At 35.9% G+C, this 17138-nt stretch carries 14 protein-coding genes and 1 pseudogene; 5 read left to right on the top strand and 10 right to left on the bottom strand.

Annotated elements, in window-relative coordinates:
- The 7 genes from DNJ77_RS03740 to DNJ77_RS03710 all read right to left on the bottom strand — a co-directional run bounded on the left by DNJ77_RS03740 (position 1) and on the right by DNJ77_RS03710 (position 9353).
- Positions 1-603, bottom strand: coding sequence for a CvpA family protein (locus DNJ77_RS03740; RefSeq protein WP_116963664.1), 603 nt, complete (start codon positions 601-603; stop codon positions 1-3).
- 42 nt (positions 604-645) lie between these two features.
- Positions 646-1173: an OmpH/Skp family outer membrane protein gene (locus tag DNJ77_RS03735; RefSeq protein WP_116963663.1), complete on the bottom strand. Its 528-nt coding sequence runs from the start codon at positions 1171-1173 to the stop codon at positions 646-648.
- A gap of 35 nt (positions 1174-1208) precedes the next feature.
- A complete protein-coding gene (bamA, locus tag DNJ77_RS03730) occupies positions 1209-3614 on the bottom strand; it encodes an outer membrane protein assembly factor BamA (protein WP_116963662.1) in 2406 nt (801 codons plus the stop codon).
- A gap of 126 nt (positions 3615-3740) precedes the next feature.
- Positions 3741-4907, bottom strand: coding sequence for a 1-deoxy-D-xylulose-5-phosphate reductoisomerase (gene ispC / locus DNJ77_RS03725; protein WP_116963661.1), 1167 nt, complete (start codon positions 4905-4907; stop codon positions 3741-3743).
- Positions 4908-4910: 3 nt separating this feature from the next.
- Positions 4911-7544, bottom strand: a complete 2634-nt coding sequence (gyrA, locus tag DNJ77_RS03720; RefSeq protein WP_116963660.1) for a DNA gyrase subunit A — start codon at positions 7542-7544, stop codon at positions 4911-4913.
- A gap of 220 nt (positions 7545-7764) precedes the next feature.
- Positions 7765-8685 carry an FUSC family protein gene (locus DNJ77_RS03715; RefSeq protein WP_157966580.1) on the bottom strand — a complete coding sequence of 307 codons (921 nt, stop codon included), beginning with the start codon at positions 8683-8685 and terminating at the stop codon, positions 7765-7767.
- An 86-nt stretch (positions 8686-8771) separates the two neighbouring features.
- Positions 8772-9353 (bottom strand): cysteine hydrolase family protein, encoded by a 582-nt coding sequence (locus DNJ77_RS03710; RefSeq protein WP_116963658.1) that lies wholly within the window; start codon positions 9351-9353, stop codon positions 8772-8774.
- A 102-nt stretch (positions 9354-9455) separates the two neighbouring features.
- Between DNJ77_RS03710 and DNJ77_RS03705 the strand changes: the two genes are divergently transcribed.
- Positions 9456-10370, top strand: a complete 915-nt coding sequence (locus DNJ77_RS03705) for a LysR family transcriptional regulator (protein ID WP_116963657.1) — start codon at positions 9456-9458, stop codon at positions 10368-10370.
- 80 nt (positions 10371-10450) lie between these two features.
- Entirely contained in the window at positions 10451-11056 is a 606-nt protein-coding gene (locus tag DNJ77_RS03700; RefSeq protein ID WP_116963656.1) for a short chain dehydrogenase, read from the top strand.
- Positions 11057-11066: 10 nt separating this feature from the next.
- On the opposite strand, the gene DNJ77_RS03695 is transcribed toward DNJ77_RS03700, so the two are convergent.
- The gene (locus tag DNJ77_RS03695; RefSeq protein WP_116963655.1) at positions 11067-11630 is read right to left on the bottom strand and encodes a YggT family protein; all 564 of its coding nucleotides are present in this window, start codon (positions 11628-11630) and stop codon (positions 11067-11069) included.
- Positions 11631-11787: 157 nt separating this feature from the next.
- Positions 11788-12633: a pyrroline-5-carboxylate reductase gene (gene proC, locus DNJ77_RS03690; RefSeq protein ID WP_116963654.1), complete on the bottom strand. Its 846-nt coding sequence runs from the start codon at positions 12631-12633 to the stop codon at positions 11788-11790.
- Positions 12634-12790: 157 nt separating this feature from the next.
- On the opposite strand from proC, the gene rdgB reads away from it, so the two are divergent.
- The 3 genes and pseudogenes from rdgB to DNJ77_RS03675 all read left to right on the top strand — a co-directional run bounded on the left by rdgB (position 12791) and on the right by DNJ77_RS03675 (position 15638).
- Positions 12791-13384 (top strand): RdgB/HAM1 family non-canonical purine NTP pyrophosphatase, encoded by a 594-nt coding sequence (gene rdgB, locus DNJ77_RS03685; protein WP_116963733.1) that lies wholly within the window; start codon positions 12791-12793, stop codon positions 13382-13384.
- A gap of 103 nt (positions 13385-13487) precedes the next feature.
- A complete protein-coding gene (lepA, locus tag DNJ77_RS03680; RefSeq protein WP_116963653.1) occupies positions 13488-15278 on the top strand; it encodes a translation elongation factor 4 in 1791 nt (596 codons plus the stop codon).
- A gap of 99 nt (positions 15279-15377) precedes the next feature.
- Positions 15378-15638, top strand: a pseudogene (locus DNJ77_RS03675) (transposase).
- Positions 15639-15642: 4 nt separating this feature from the next.
- Here the strand turns inward: DNJ77_RS03675 and DNJ77_RS03670 are convergent.
- Complete coding sequence (locus DNJ77_RS03670; RefSeq protein ID WP_116963652.1) at positions 15643-16947, bottom strand: MATE family efflux transporter; 1305 nt, start codon at positions 16945-16947, stop codon at positions 15643-15645.
- Positions 16948-17138: the final 191 nt, after the last annotated feature.

The following is a 17138-nucleotide window of genomic DNA, read 5'->3' as shown; positions in this document are numbered from 1 at the left end:
TCAACCAATTGTATCAAATTCTTTTTCTCTTTTTTCATAGTTATTTGATTTATCTTGCCCTAAGGAAAGAGATCTTTCTTTGCTATTACCTTTATAAATACTGTTGTCATGAATCTTTTGGCGTACATCTTCTGGTAATTTATGATCCACCCAAACTGCCCCCTTGACTAACCAAGATACAAATAAGGAATCTTGCCAAACTTTCCCTTCAGTTAAAGCTTTATTATAACTTAGAACACCAATAATCAAGCTTAAAACCAATGTGGATTTGACAATACCAAACAAAAAACCCAACAGTCTATCAGTGATAGTTTGTGTATTTTTACGAAAAACTCCAAATATAATATGAACTATACCACCTAGAATCCAAACAAATAATACAATTGCAAAAAAAGACAACCAAAATGCTACTTCAGGTGAGTTAAACCAATTACTGATAACGCTTACACTCAATATATTGGCAAAAAAATATGCCGATATAGCTGCTACTAACCATGTCAGTAACGAAATAAGCCCGCGAATAAAGCCTTGCGAAAAACCAATTACCGCAAAGCAAAATACGATAATAATAAAAATCCAATCTAACCAATTTAATACTGCCATATTTAATCCCTTATTAGATTAAGTGAGCACAGCGTTATTTCATTATTCTATTGCCTGCTTCATTTGCACTACAACTTGATCAGTAATATCTACTTTTAAATCAGGTGAAGCATAAGCCACTGCTTGTGAGCTTAAAATTAAGCTGTATTTTCCAGATTTTGCAACAGTTTCTACTGCTGTATTAAAACCCGTTTGAAAAGCTTGGGCAATTTGCTGTTCTTGTTGCATTTGGCTCTGCCTAAATGCTAATGCTTGTTGCTTAAACTTATCTTGATCTTCTGTAAGTGCTTTTTGCTGCTTGTCTAAGTCTAATTTTGTCAAAGTCGGTGCGTTGGTTTGTAAAGTTTGCATTTTTTGCATTAAATCTTCTTGTTGCTTTTGTAATTCACCTGCTTTAGGCTGAAGTTTGGTCTGTAAAGCTTTAATACTTTCTTCTCCTTGTGGAACCGACTGATAAACTTCAACTGGATTCACTAAGCCAATTTTAAACTCATTAGTATCAGTTTTGGTCGCTTGTGCCATTCCACATAACGTAACACTACTTAAAAATGCGATTGCTAGTTTTTTCATGATTAAACTCCTTTATTAACATTTTTACCTATTTACTAAAACGTTTGTCCAAGCGTAAACTGGAATACTTGTGTTGAATCACCTGGTTTTGTATTCAACGGTTTAGCCACGCTAAATGCCATTGGTCCAAGTGGGGACAACCACTGAAACTCCACACCAACTGAGTAACGCAAGTTGGAAAAAGTCGGTGAATTAGGTGAAGTTGGCTCTGGCCATAATGGTCCATTTGGATTAGTCGTAGCATTGTAAACAGGCATGCTATAAGTATTGTAGACATTACCCGCATCAAAAAACACACCTAAACGCATATTTTGACTGTCTTTAATTCCAGGGATAGGAAATAAAATATCGATATTGGTATAAATATTTAAGTTACCACCAATCGCGTTACCTTGTTGTACTGTTCCACCATTTGGAATATAGGTATCCATAGGTCCCATACCACCTTGAGTAAATCCTCGTACAGAGCCCCAACCTCCAGCATAGAAATTTTGGAAAAATGGCAAATATTCTGTTTTACCATAACCATTACCATACCCAAGACCACCTTTAACAGATAAAGTGAAATCCCCAATTAATGGATGAAAAAATCCAGCTGATCCGATTACTTTGTACCATTGCAAATCACTGATTCCTGGTAGCGATGTGGTACTATTAATTCCTAAGGTAGTGCCCTCTGTTGGAAAGAAAGCACGGTTTGTTGAGTTATGATTCCATCCCAAATTTACAGTAAAGGTATTAAACGAGGTCTTGCCACTATTTTGGTTAACGAACCATTGTAAAATACTAGATTGTCCACCACTAGGTTGAAGTACTTGAGTATGATCAACGCCACCACCTATACTAATGGAGTCAAAGGCTGACGTTGGAATACTGTAACCTAAATTTGCTCCATATTGATTCAAACGATAACTCGCAACAGATGTATTATCATAATCTGTCCGTGATAGATAAGTACTAATAGTCTGACTCACACCTGATTGCGTAAAAAATGGATCGGTATAAGACATATTTAAGCTTTGATAAACGCTAGATAGATTAGCACCTATTGAAAACTGATTACCAGTACCTAGAATATTTGGCAAACTCAAATTACCGCCAATCATAAACTTATATAATTGTGAGTAACCAATGCTTGCACTTACCGAATTGGCACTACGCTCTGTGATATCATAATTCATATTAACAAGGTCATCACTGCCTGGAACAGGGACTTTGTTAACGGTGACGTCTTGTACAAATGGCATCCTTTGCAACTTAATCTTTGATTGATCAATCATTTTTTGATTATAAACGCCTGATTCAAAATACTGCATCTGGCGACGATAAACATAATCATTGGTAACGTTATTACCTAAAAAGTTAATCTGATTAATATATACTTTCTTACCAGGATCAATATAAAAAGTTAAAGCTACAGTCCTATTTTCTTTATCAACTTTCGGTAATGGATTAACATTTGCAAAAGCATACCCTTTATCTCCCAATGCTTGAGTAATTGATTTTGCACTATCAAACACTTTCTGACGTGAAAATATATCACCTGCTTTAAAGGTTATAAGTTTCTCAAGCTCTGCTTTTGAGATCACAAATTGCCCTTCTAAGGAAACTTTAGATATTTTATAAATTTGACCTTCACTGATATCAAATGCAATAAATGCGTTCTCTTTGTTTGGTGACAATGACGCTTGATTGGAGCTTACTCGGAAATCAAGATAGCCATTATTCATGTAATAGTTCGTCAAATCCTCAACAGAAGACTGCATATTAACTGGTGAATACTCCGCTTTAGAAGTAAATAAGCCCCATAAATTCCAAATAGATGGCGTCTTAAAAGTGATGTTATTAAGTAACTCACTTTCTGAATAAGCTTTATTGCCAATAACATTAATTCGACTCACTGTGGCAGTTTTACCTTCTGCAATATTGATTTTAATTGCAACACGATTACGTGATTCTTTTACTTCCTGAATGTCTACCGTTGTTGAATAATAACCCATCAATGCATACTGCATAAGCAATGATTGTCTGACTTGAAACAAAACCTCAGGATTAGCAATATTACCGACATCTAGCCCTGCTTCACGTAATACTTTACGCATATCGTCGTTTTTAATTTTGTCATTACCATCAAAATCAACTGAACTAATTGCTGGGCGCTCAACCAATTTAACGATAAGTGTGTTACCATCTTGATACAATTGAATATCTCTGAAAAAACCACTATCATAAAGCGATTTAATCACTTTGTTAGTTTCAGTACTATCAACCATTTCACCTATTTGAATACCTAGATCATTTATGACCGTTTCTTTAGAAATGCGCTCTAGACCCTCAACTTCGATTTTCTTAACAACAAAGCTATTTTGCGCATAGCTACCTGCAAAAGGGATAAGCCCCAGCATCGTTAACAATAGTGTTCTTCTCAATGACAAGCTCAAGCTAACCTTCCTTCATTTTTACTTTACTTTTGCACCTTTTACCCATTAAAGCTTTACTTAGCTTAAACGCGCAAAGCGAGTGAGGCATTAAACCATATAAGTATCTTATTTATAATGGGACTACCCTCACTTTAATAAATCTCTCACGAATGTACGCACATCTTGATCTATTCTAATTACATCGTCTATTGTTTTAGGACAATCAAAATGACACATTTTTAAAGTGTGTTCAATATACTTGATAATTTGCAGATATTGTATTTTTTCCGCCAAAAAAGCGTTAACAAGTACCTCATTCGCTGCGTTTAACGTAATAGTCGCCGAATAATTTTTATACTTTAAAATTTCATATACCAGTGGAATTACTCTAAAACGCTCACCATCCAAAGCTTCAAAGCTTAACGGTTTTTTAACAAAATTTAGTTTTGACACATTTATTTTATGTCGATTGGGATAATACATAGCGTATGCAATAGGCGTTTTCATATCAGGTGAACCCATTTGCGCCAAAAAACTGCCATCATGATACTCAACCATAGAATGCACAATACTCTGTGGATGAATAAGTACTTCAATCTTGTTATAAGGCACATCAAAAAGCCAATACGCTTCAATAACTTCCAAGGCTTTATTCATCATTGTCGATGAGTCAACTGATATTTTTCTTCCCATTTTCCAATTTGGATGTGCACAGGCTTGATCAGGGGTGATATGTTGAAGCTCGGTCAAAAGCTTATCGCGAAATGGACCTCCTGATGCAGTTAAGATAATGCGTGAAACAGCTTTATCATCATAGTATTTGTTCGCACAAGGAAGACATTGAAAAATAGCATTATGTTCACTATCAACAGGCAAAAGTATCGCATTGTGATGCTTAACAGCCGCCATAAATATTTCACCAGCTGTAACCAATGCTTCTTTATTGGCAAGCAAAATAGTTTTACCCTTTTCTACCGCAGCATAAGTGGGTTTTAAGCCTGCAATGCCAACAATAGCTGCCATCACAACATCCACTTCATCTGCAGTGACAACTTCAATCAATGCAGACTCTCCATACAAAACTCGCGTTTTGCTTTCAGTCTGCTTTAATTTTTCTGATAATGTCTGTGCTAAATCTGCACTTGCAAGAACAACATAACGCGGTTTAAATTGCAAACATTGTTCATAAAGCAGACTGATATTTTGATGCGCCGTTAATGCGTAAACCGTGAAATCATGTGGATTATCTGCAATGATCTCAAGTGTATTTACACCAATTGACCCGGTTGCACCTAAAATGGTAATGCGTTTCACGACTTACTCCATAGATGAGTCATCACTTTCACTTGTTTCGTCATTCTCAATAAATGGAATCTCGCTATGATTTTCGACTTTAATTTCCAACTCTTCTTCAAGTTCATCTTCAGTTACAACTTGAACAGATACGAGTTTTTCCCCCTCTTTTAAATTGATCAAACGTACGCCTTGTGCTGAGCGCCCTGTTTCTCTTACCTCGCACACACGTGTACGAATAAGCGTCCCTTGATCTGTCATCAACATGATATCATTATTTTCTTCTACAAGCCCAGCTGCAACTACTAGCCCATTTCGCTCAGAAGTAGAAATTGAAATCACACCTTGTGAACCACGTGCAGTTTTACGATATTCTGAAACAGATGTGCGCTTACCATAACCATTTTCTGTTGCTGTTAAGACAACACCTTGATCAGGATTAGTAACAATTACATCAACAATCGATTGACCTTCTTGAATACGCATACCACGCACACCTCGCGCTGTTCTACCCATAGCGCGTACTTCTTCTTCATCAAATCGAATTACTTTACCTGCATCTGAGAACATCATGATTTCTTGCTGTCCATTCGTTAAATGCACGTGTAATAACTCATCTCCTTCATCCAAGGTTAAAGCATAGATTCCTCCTTTACGTGGACGTGAGAAGAGTGACAAATCCACTTTTTTTACCGTTGCTTGCTTAGTTGCCATAAAAACATGCCAACCTTCGGTATATTCAGATATAGCAAGCATCGCCGTAATACGCTCACCTTGTTCTAACGGCAATACATTATTAATTGGTTTACCTTTAGCCGCACGACCTGCTTGTGGGAACTCATAAACCTTGCTCCAATAAATTTTACCCGAGCTAGAAAAACACAACATCGTATCGTGGGTGGATGCAATTTGCAATTTATATACAAAATCTTCTGATTTGATTTGTGTTGAAGATTTACCACGCCCGCCACGCTTTTGAGCATTATAATCCTTCAATGGCTGCGCTTTGATATAACCATCATAAGACAACGTCACCACCATTGGTTCTTCTGTAATTAAATCTTCATATCCTAAATCAAGCTGCGAGGCGATAATTTCAGAACGTCGTTGATCACCAAATTGTTCTTTTACTTCATGAAGCTCCTCACAAATAACTTCAAGCAGACGCTTGATGTCTTTTAAGATTGCAATGAACTCTTCTATGCGTAACAGTAACTCTTTAAATTCATCTAAAATCTTATCCTGTTCAAGTCCAGTTAAGCGATGTAAACGCAATTCCAAAATGGCATCGATTTGTGTGGCTGACAAGAAATATTCATCATTATGTAATCCATAATGTGAAGCTAAACCTTCAACTCGATATAAGTTTTGATCAACGCCTTGTAGCATTTGTAACACAAGACTCCCTGACCAAGAACGCGCAAAAAGCGCTTCTTTTGCTTCAGATGGGGTTTTTGAGGCTTTAATTAAGGCAATCATCTCATCGATATTTGATAATGCAATTGCCAACCCTTCTAAAATGTGTGCCCGCTCCCTTGCTTTTCTTAATTCAAAAATTGTACGCCTTGTTACAACTTCTTTTCTATGCTTAATAAATGCCTCAATCACTTCTTTTAAGTTAAGAAGTTTAGGTTGTTTATCAACAAGAGCAACCATGTTAACACCAAAACTCAGTTGCATTTGTGTTTGTGCATATAGGTTGTTTAGCAAGACTTCTGCAACTTCTCCACGTTTAACATCGATGACAATACGCATACCATCTTTGTCAGATTCATCACGAAGCTCTGAAATGCCTTCTATCTTTTTATCCTTAACCAGCTCAGCAATTTTTTCAACCAATCGCGCTTTGTTGACCTGATAAGGAATCTCAGTCACGATAATCTGTTCACGTTCAGTTTTCTTATCTGTTTCAATAGAAGCTTTTGCTCGCATAATAACGCGACCACGCCCTGTTTTGTATGCCTCGATAATCCCTACTCTACCATTAATATAAGCACCTGTCGGAAAGTCTGGTCCTGGAATATATTCCATGAGCTCTTCTATTGACAAATCTGGATCTTCAATCAACGCAATCACGCCATCAATAACTTCTTTTAAATTATGAGGTGGAATATTAGTCGCCATTCCCACTGCAATACCAGATGAACCATTAACAAGCAAGTTTGGAATGCGCGTTGGTAACACATCCGGAATCATCTCAGTTTCATCGTAGTTAGGTGAGAAATTAACAGTTTCCTTATCAATATCAATTAATAAAGAGTGTGCAATTCTCGACATTCGTACTTCGGTATAACGCATGGCTGCAGGTGAATCACCATCTACGGAACCAAAGTTTCCTTGACCATCTACCAACATATAACGTAAAGAAAAAGGCTGCGCCATACGTACAATCGTATCATAAACCGCTGTATCACCATGTGGATGGTATTTACCAATAACATCCCCAACCACACGCGCCGATTTTTTATAAGGTTTATTAAAATCATTACCTAAGTCTTTCATAGCATAAAGCACACGGCGATGCACTGGCTTTAAACCATCTCGTACATCTGGTAATGCTCGCCCAACAATAACGCTCATCGCATAGTCAAGGTATGATTGCTTTAATTCCTGCTCGATATTAACGGGAAAAACTTCATTGGCAAATTGTGTTGTCATAAAGATATAAACGCTTTTACTAAAACAAAAACTAGCGCGAATTATATCACACTCAGTCCACTACAGAAATAGGAATCTCTAACATAGAGACTATCAATTACTTCCACACTTCAAACTAATTGGCTTTAAAAAGTTCACACACCATCAAATCTCACAAGTGTAAAATACCTCACACTCTCTTATATGATTGAATTTCAACCTAAGTTAATGCTCATTGTACTTACGTGCATTTAGATTTTACCTTTTCGATTTTTTTAGACAAAACGCTCATTTTTTGATTTATATAAGCAAGAAGATGACTCATAAGAAATCCAATAACTCCCCCCGCAATAATGTCATAAAATCTGATTTGTCCTATTGTTAAGCCTTGGTTAGCTGCAAATAAAACAATAAAAAAACAGCGTAAGCCAAAACCATGTGAATATAGTTTAAATGACATGAGGCTTAACATAATTCCTATATAACTTATTGTGCTTATATAAAAATTTGTTGGTAGTAAGTTCAAGGTGAGAAAACCCATCAATAGACCAGTTGATCCAGCATTTATACGGTGTTTAATTTTAATTGTCGCATCAGCAGTGTTTAAATTCAAAACGGATAAGCCAGACCAAAGATACCACTGTGGTTCATATACATGTCCTAATCTAAAAACGATCAGTGCAATGATAAAATATAAGGTATATTTAAAATAATGAATGCTGTTTTGCCAGCTAAATACTAAAACGATATTTATCGTAGTCGTTTTTGTCTTTATCTTGGCAGAATATACAAAAGTTGTGATACAGATTAAACCTAAAACAAATAGATTTAGATAGTTTATCCAGGTGATATCAAAGGAATATTGTTGTAGCTCAAAGCTCCCATAAAGTAATCCAATAAAAGTCCACGCGCTTAATTTTTTAAGCGTTCCAATATTTGTCTCAAGAAAGCCTAATAAAAAACTAACAACCAAAATAATTATCCAAAAATAATAAGGTTCATTATTTAATAAGTAGCCCCCTAATATGCTTCCAATAAAAAGCAGCGTAAACATCATAAATATATAGCGCTTTTTGTAAAAGCTTAAGCCATAGGGCATAAGGGCACTAATAGCAAAAAAACTGGCTAAGAAGAAATATGGATTATGGGACAAACCACCCATTATCATGCTAGGTAATATCGAAATGAAGCAGATCAATGACTTTTTAACATTTAAAGTGCTGTATATAAAATGAGACCATAAATTGATCATTTTGACGATCTTATCCAATCATCTATCGTTTTCACCTGAGCAATTCTTAATATGTTATTGATCGATGCTTCATGTTTTTCTTCGCTATGGGCACCACAAGCATCTTTTAACACAGTGACAATATAATCGCGATCATGGGCTTCTCGTGCTGCAAGCTCTACCGCCATATCTGTTGAAACCCCTGTAATAATAATTTCCTCAATCTGATTAGCACGTAATACACACTCCAGATCCGTGTTATAAAATGAGCTAATACGATGCTTAACTAATATGTGATCTTGTATTTGCACATCAATTTTTTCGTGAAATTTAGTTCCCCAAGTGTCAAGCATTAAAGCGCTAAACTTTTTGGCATTACCAAATATAGGTGAATGCTGAGGGCACTCAATATAACTGCGACTAAAACCGACTTTAACATGAGCAATTAAAATATCTTGCTTGCGCGCATGTGAGATTGCCTGATTAGCATGATCTAGTACCGCATATTTTTGCAAAAAGGGGGAAAAGTTTGTACCTAATTTCCCATTTTCATGCACAATATCATTAATAAAATCAATCACCAATAGTATTTTTTTCATTTTGTTCTCCGTATATTTTGCTTGGTTACTGAGCTAGATTATAGTTTTGGTAAAAGCTAAGATAAACTTATAATTCCTAACAGTGTTGTAAGAAGAGCTAACATGGAGCTGAGCAAAATCCATTATATGCCATTAAAAATGTTACCTGTTTTTTTGTGTGTCGTGAAGCATCTAAGTTTTAGCAAAGCAGCTCAAGAGTTATGTGTCACGCATTCTGCGGTCAGTCAAAATATAAAGACCTTAGAAACTTATTTAGGAATTAAATTATTTAATCGTCAAAACGGTAAAGAGATTACATTGACATTGTTAGGGGAGCATTACTATCAACAAATTCAATCTGCGATTGAACTCATTTATCAAGCCAACACAGATATCAAAAATAAACAACAAAAAAATCAGCTTGTTCTTAATCTCCCATCTTCTTTTATGACAAAAATAATTGTACCTAACTTAAAACATTTTGAAGAAAAATACCCACTTATTAAACTTACGATGTCATCTCACAAAAATTTGACTAACTTTTATAATAAAAACTATGACTGTGAAATTGTATATGTTACAACTCAACAGTTACCACAAGATTATGTTTGCAAGAAGCTATTGGACGATGCGTTGATTCTTATTTACCCTAAATCTACACAATTCCAGAAGAAACATGAAATGATTCAGCACTATAAACCTATATACGTCAATGACGAATTGCGTAAAGAGGATTGGCAGCGATTTTGTCATAACATACAGATTTCCGAGCCAGCTGAGAATGAAAGACTCTATGTTTCATCAACGATTCAAGCAATTGATATAGTTGCTAGTGGTTATGGTTGTTTTGTAACACACGAGGCATTAATTAAACAAGATTTAAAGACAAGAAATATTAATATTGCCCCTCAAAAGTTTCCATGTGAGAAAAGCTATTATTTTTGTAGCTCACCGGATAAATTCCAACTTGATAAAGTCACATGTTTTTATGCCTGGTTGATCTATATAGTCAATGATAATGAAAATGAGATCTATTAGTAAAATCCATTGTGAAAGGCATGAACTTAGCTCAAAATAGTATCATTTTTTGAAGTAAGTAAATTAAATAAAGGTATTGTATGAAAAAAGTTATTATTATTGGAGCTACTGGTACAATTGGTAATGCTGTTTGTAAAAAACTCACATCAAGTGGATATCAGGTTATTACAATTTCACGTTCATCCCAAATAAGTGTTGATATTAGTGATATTGAGTCTATCCGAAATATGTATAAGGTAATTGGAGCGTTTGATGATTTAATCTCAACAACAGGTAAAGTAGCATTTAAACCCATTCAAGAAATGTCTTATGCCGACTTTATGCTTGGTTTAACTAACAAGCTAATGGGACAGGTTAACCTTGTACAAGAAGGTCTAAAGTATATTAAAAAAGAGGGATCATTCACACTAACAACGGGGATTTTAAACCATGAACCGATTGCGCTTGGTAGTTCTGCTGCTATGGTTAATGCTGCTATTGAGGGTTATGTTAAAGCAGCAAGCCTAGAGCTAAGAGAAAAAGCACGCATTAATGCTGTTAGCCCAACTGTAATCACTGAAGCTCTAGATAAATATGCTTCTTTCTTTGCGGGTTTTAAATCAATTAGCGCTGATGAAGCTGCACTTGCTTACCTTAAATCAGTTGCAGGCATCGAAACCGGAAAAGTCTTTCATGTTGGATTCTAGATTGTTATTATTACATACTAAATATTGATGAAATAAATATTTGAATACAGATTAATATAAGTAATACCAACGTAGGTGAAAAATCGATTCCACTTTGAGTTCGAGGAATGATTTGACGTGCTTTACGCAACAATGGCTCTGTCAATTGATGTAAGGCAAGGAGGATTGGATTATAAGAAGCATGACTAAACCAGCTCGCAATCGAGCGAATAACAATCAAAATAATATACAGCCATATTACGTTTAAAATGAGTTTAATGAATGCAACCACCCAAATGACTGCCCATGTAATATAAAATGACTTATCTACTAACATTTGCACTAAGATCAACTGTAAAAATATTACAACGTAGGCTAATAGAATTGCCGCAAAATCTAAGCCAAAAAAACCAGGGATAACACGACGCAACGGCTTAAGCAAAGGACTAGTAATACGAATAATCAATTGACAAAATGGATTATAGAAATCTGCCTTAACCCATTGCAGAAAAAAACGTAACAGCACTGCATAGGTAAATAAGCTAAAGACAACTTCAATCAAAAATAAACCAATATTAATAAAAGCATTTGTCATACGTGTTCCTCAAGTATTTTATTTTTTATGAATTACTATTTTGTAACCGATACAAAATAAGTTAAGTATTTATTTTTCCTCACATACGTTGCAAGAGAAACGCAAACAGTCTCGCAGGGGTCAATGTAGAGAGATTATTCAATTTATTTTTACATCGTTACTTTTCATGTGTGAGCGCTGCACCAAATTGTTGAGATAGTTCATGCGAGCGCTCCAGATTTTTTTGTATTGCAAACTTAATGCTTTTCTCAAAGCCAGATTCATCAAATGCCTTTAATGCTGCGGCTGTCACACCTTCTTTTGACGTAACATTATGACGTAAAGTTGACAATGAAACCGCACTTTCTAGCGCCATTTTACTTGCGCCAAAAGCCGTTTGAGTTACCAACAACGTTGCTTGCTTTTCAGACAATCCTAGATCAACTGCTGCTTTGACCATATGTTCCATCATTAAGAAAAAATACGCAGGACCGGAACCTGAAATAGCTGTTGCGACATCAATTAACGCTTCTTCATTAACCCACGTGATTACTCCGGTTCTTCTTAAAATTTGTTCTGCCATTTCTTTTTGTTGGCGCGATACATGGACATTCGCATAAAGCGCAGTTGCACCACAACCAATCAACGCCGGGGTATTAGGCATTCCTCTTACAATTGCATATTCCGTTAATAACCAGCTTTCTATTTGAGCTAAAACAATCCCCGCTACAATCGAAATAAAAAGTGGTCTACTATGCCTATTAATGGCAGGCTTAATCGATAAAATAAGCTCTTTTAATGATTGAGGCTTGACACACAATAAAATAATATCCGCTTTTTTCACAGCATACGCTGCATCTTGAGTTGTCTGTACATGAAAACGTTGATTTAAAAAATCAAGCTTATTCTGATTCCTATCAACTACCACAATCGACTTAGCTGATATTCCATCAGCAATAAGTGCTGACAAAATGCTGCTTGCCATATTGCCACCACCTAGAAAACAAATTTCTGCATTAACCATCTTTCTTTCCCTTTGATTATTTCATCGTATTCACTAAAGCAATAAAAGTTTTTACTTCATTTTTCATCATTAACTTATTACTTAAAAAATAAATTTTTCTTATGCTACCTTAACTATGATAAACTCACCATCCAAACTTATAAACTTAATGCATTTTATGAAAAAAATTGTTTTTGCCTCTAGCAACAAAGGCAAAATAAAAGAAGTCTCTGAAATATTAAATCCTTTAGGTATAGAAGTCATTCCCCAAACGAAATTTAATATACCCGATGCTAAAGAAACAGGCTTAAGCTTTGTTGAAAACGCGATCCTAAAAGCACGTCATTGCTCGTATTATACTAAGCTGCCAACGTTAGCAGATGACTCTGGGTTATGTGTTGATGCCTTAAACGGTGCACCAGGTATTTATTCTGCTCGCTATGCCCAACATGGTAATGATAAAGCGAATATCGATAAACTATTAAAAGAAATGCAACACATTCCTGACGAAAAACGTAAAGCACATTTTCAATGTGTACTTGTTTTAGTTATGCACGAATATGATCCTATGCCTATTATTGCTGAGGGACGTGTAGATGGTTTTATTACTTGCACACCGAAAGGCAACAATGGTTTTGGCTATAACCCAATATTTCTCCTACCCGCTTATCATCAAACGATGGCTGAAGTAGACAATCATATTAAAAATAGTATCAGTCATCGCGCTTGCGCGCTTGAAAAACTAAAATTTAAACTCATTGAAATCTGTTAAGTTCAAACACTTAAATATCCCATCTAACAAGAGTTTATTCCTTTTATCAAAATTTTTCGGCATAATGCTCCTCACATGAGGATACTTAGCTTAAAACATACACATGCAGCATATTCGTAACTTTTCTATTATCGCCCATATTGATCATGGCAAATCAACCCTTTCTGATCGTTTTATCCAAATTTGCCAAGGTTTGACTGAGCGTGAGATGAAAGAACAAGTGCTTGATTCTATGGACATTGAACGCGAACGTGGTATTACCATTAAAGCACAAAGCGTTACCCTCAATTACACAGCAAAAGATGGTAATACATATCAACTTAACTTCATTGATACACCAGGACATGTGGACTTTTCATATGAAGTATCACGCTCTCTTGCTGCTTGTGAAGGTGCATTATTAGTCGTTGATGCAGCTCAAGGAGTTGAAGCTCAAACTGTTGCTAACTGTTATACTGCGATTGAACAAAACCTTGAAGTAATTCCAGTACTAAATAAAGTTGACCTACCTTCGGCAGAACCTGAACGTGTTTGTGAAGAAATTGAAGATATTATCGGCATTGAAGCAGTAGGTGCCACCACTTGTAGCGCTAAAACGGGGATAGGTGTCACCGCTGTTTTAGAAACAATCATCGCCAAGATTCCCCCACCAAAAGGTGATATTAACGCACCTTTACAAGCACTTATTATTGATTCTTGGTTTGACCCTTATCTGGGGGTAGTATCGCTTGTCCGCATTAAAAATGGACAACTTGAACTCAATGATAAAATAAAAGTCATGTCTACAGGTCAAGTATACCAAGTTGATCAACTTGGTGTATTTACACCTAAAATGCACAAACTTCAAACTCTAAAAGCAGGAGAAGTCGGCTTTATCGTTGCAGGTATTAAAGACATTCATGGTGCCCCTGTTGGTGATACACTAACGCTTGCTAAGAATCCAACTGATAAACCTGTACCTGGCTTTAAAAAAGTTCAACCACAAGTTTATGCAGGAATGTTTCCAATTAGTGCTGACGATTTTGAAGCTTTTCGTGAAGCGTTAGATAAATTGAGTTTAAATGATGCTTCGCTTTTCTTTGAGCCAGAAGTTTCTCAAGCACTTGGTTTTGGTTTTCGTTGTGGCTTCTTGGGTCTTTTACACATGGAGATTATTCAAGAGCGCTTAGAACGCGAATATGACCTTGATTTAATCACATCTGCACCTACGGTTATTTATAAAGTCACACTTAAAAATGGGACCGAAGTTGACGTCGATAATCCTGCAAAACTCCCTGAACCATCTGCGATTGCCGAAGTGCGTGAACCAATTGTCCGCGCATCTATCTTGGTTCCACAAGAATATGTAGGCACTATTATCACACTTTGTGTTGAAAAACGTGGTGTCCAAGTTAGTCTAAACTATATGGGTAGACAAGTCTCAATCATTTACGACATTCCAATGATTGAGGTGGTATCTGACTTTTTTGATCGTTTAAAATCAGTCAGTCGTGGCTATGCCTCTTTAGATTATGAGCTACAACGTTATCAAGCTGCTAACATGGTGCTATTAGATATTTTAATCAATGGTGAGAAAGTTGATGCCCTTGCAAGCATTGTTCATAAAGATCAAGCCGTATATAAAGGACGAGAACTTGTTGAGCGTTTAAAAGAACTTATTCCAAGGCAGATGTTCGAAGTCGCGATTCAAGCAGCAATCGGTGGCACTATTATTGCAAGAAGTACAGTTAAAGCCATGCGTAAAAATGTTTTAGCAAAATGTTATGGTGGTGACGTTTCACGCAAACGTAAACTGCTGGAAAAACAAAAAGCAGGTAAAAAACGTATGAAACAAGTTGGTAATGTTGAAGTACCTCAAGAAGCATTTTTATCTGTTCTAAAAAAGAATAATTAAAATCCATTTCCTAATTTATAATACAAATTCGATATAAAAGAACGAAATTTAGTCATTAATTTATAGTCATTCCAGTATATAACCAATCCTATATATTTCATGATAACCATTTTGGAGTATAGGTTGGATAATGTGGATATTTATTGGAATGACTATAGTTCCTCTGTGTTTTATCATTCAACTGCCAATATTGAATCCATCAATGATCAACTGACAAATATCAGTCAAATTGAACATACAAGACACCGCTCAATTTAGAGTTTTATGACAAATTTATTGTGTGGCTTGATCGCCTATTGCTTTCAACCTAAGAAACCAAGTTTGCGGGTTAAAAAGACAAATGAATTGATCGTATTGTAAACATTTATGCCGAACTGACGTTACTTATAAACTGTCGGTATTTTGTGATATAGAATAGCAGTATAATAATTTCGAACAACAAAAAAATTATTCCTAATTGCATAGTGGTCCATGCCCAAACGGTTGGAAGGATCATAAGGCATAAAATATGCAAAAGTGCTCCAATCATGGAGATGGCTTTTTCAAATCTACAATGCACCAATACATGGTATAACACTAATGACATCCCTTCAAAAATAAACGCTAATACGATTACAAAGCTAAAATCGAGCGTCTGTGTCTTTAAGAGTATGGCAATGGAAATGCCAGCAATAATAATGCTAAAAAGCGAGGAAAAAAGCAGTGTATGATAGGTGTTTTCCCTAATGGTTTGTGCGCTTTTCTCTACCTTATGACTGATGATCTGCGCAGAGTAGATGCCATTGGCTTGAGTAATACCCGAAAATATAAGTCGATTAAAGTTAAATGCGGTTAATATTATTCTAAATATGCCCAGATAGACCATGCTAAGATCACCTATTTTTGACATAAAGTATAGCAAAGAGCATGCACCTACCATATTATAAACAGCCGAAACGCCGATAATTGATCTGACTTTACGCCAATATAGGATAAAAGTGCTGAATTTAACTTTTAATTTTAGTAATGATACATCATGAAACCAGATGATAACCAAGGCATATAGTACGCCAATGATTTCTCCTCCCAATAAGGCATAAGCGGGCAGTCTTATCAGGGAATTATCGGCGATAACACAGTCCCTTAATAAACCCAAAAAAATTGTAAGTAGCGCTATTCTTATGACATTCTCCATCGCCGAAATTCTGAAACTAAGATGCGTGAGTCCTCTACCGTTGAGTGTGCCTTTAATGGAAAATAACACTGGCACCAACAACATGCTAAACGAAGCGATATTCAAATAATCAAGAATAAGGCTCATATTCCCAGTGTCGCTGGCTGGATAATGAAAAGCAATGAAAAACAACACCATCCTAAAGCACAAAAACACACTAACAGCAATCACAGCAGATGTGAGGATAGAACAGAAAAAAAACTCAGAAAGCATGCTACGATCACGCTTTCTTGATATAAGCCTAGCAAAAGCAGATTGATTGGCTGTAACAAGACTCATCATCCCTGACATGATAAGACTGATAAACATTGTTGATAGCGCAAGAACTCCGAGCAATGCCAAGGATAAACGCCCCAATAGTATGACTTCAACCATGCCCGCAGCGTATGAAAACACCCCCGCGTAGGTTAAGGGAAATCCTAAACGCAGAATAGTATGATAGTAAGTTTTCAGCATTTGTCTTGACTGTCACTCCAAACTATGCCAAATATCATAGCCAGCATCTGATGTTGATCTATCTATCTTATGCAAGGATTTTTCTGAAGGCTTAAAAATAATCGCTTGGTTAAAAATAGGCTTACTATCAATTATTTTCAGACACCCTCTCCGAGAAGAGAATACTTCTATTTCATATGGCATCTTTGTTT

Origin of the sequence: Fastidiosibacter lacustris (genome assembly GCF_003428155.1) — a bacterium.
GTDB lineage: Bacteria > Pseudomonadota > Gammaproteobacteria > Francisellales > Francisellaceae > Caedibacter > Caedibacter lacustris.
This window is presented reverse-complemented; position numbering and strand designations above follow the sequence as displayed.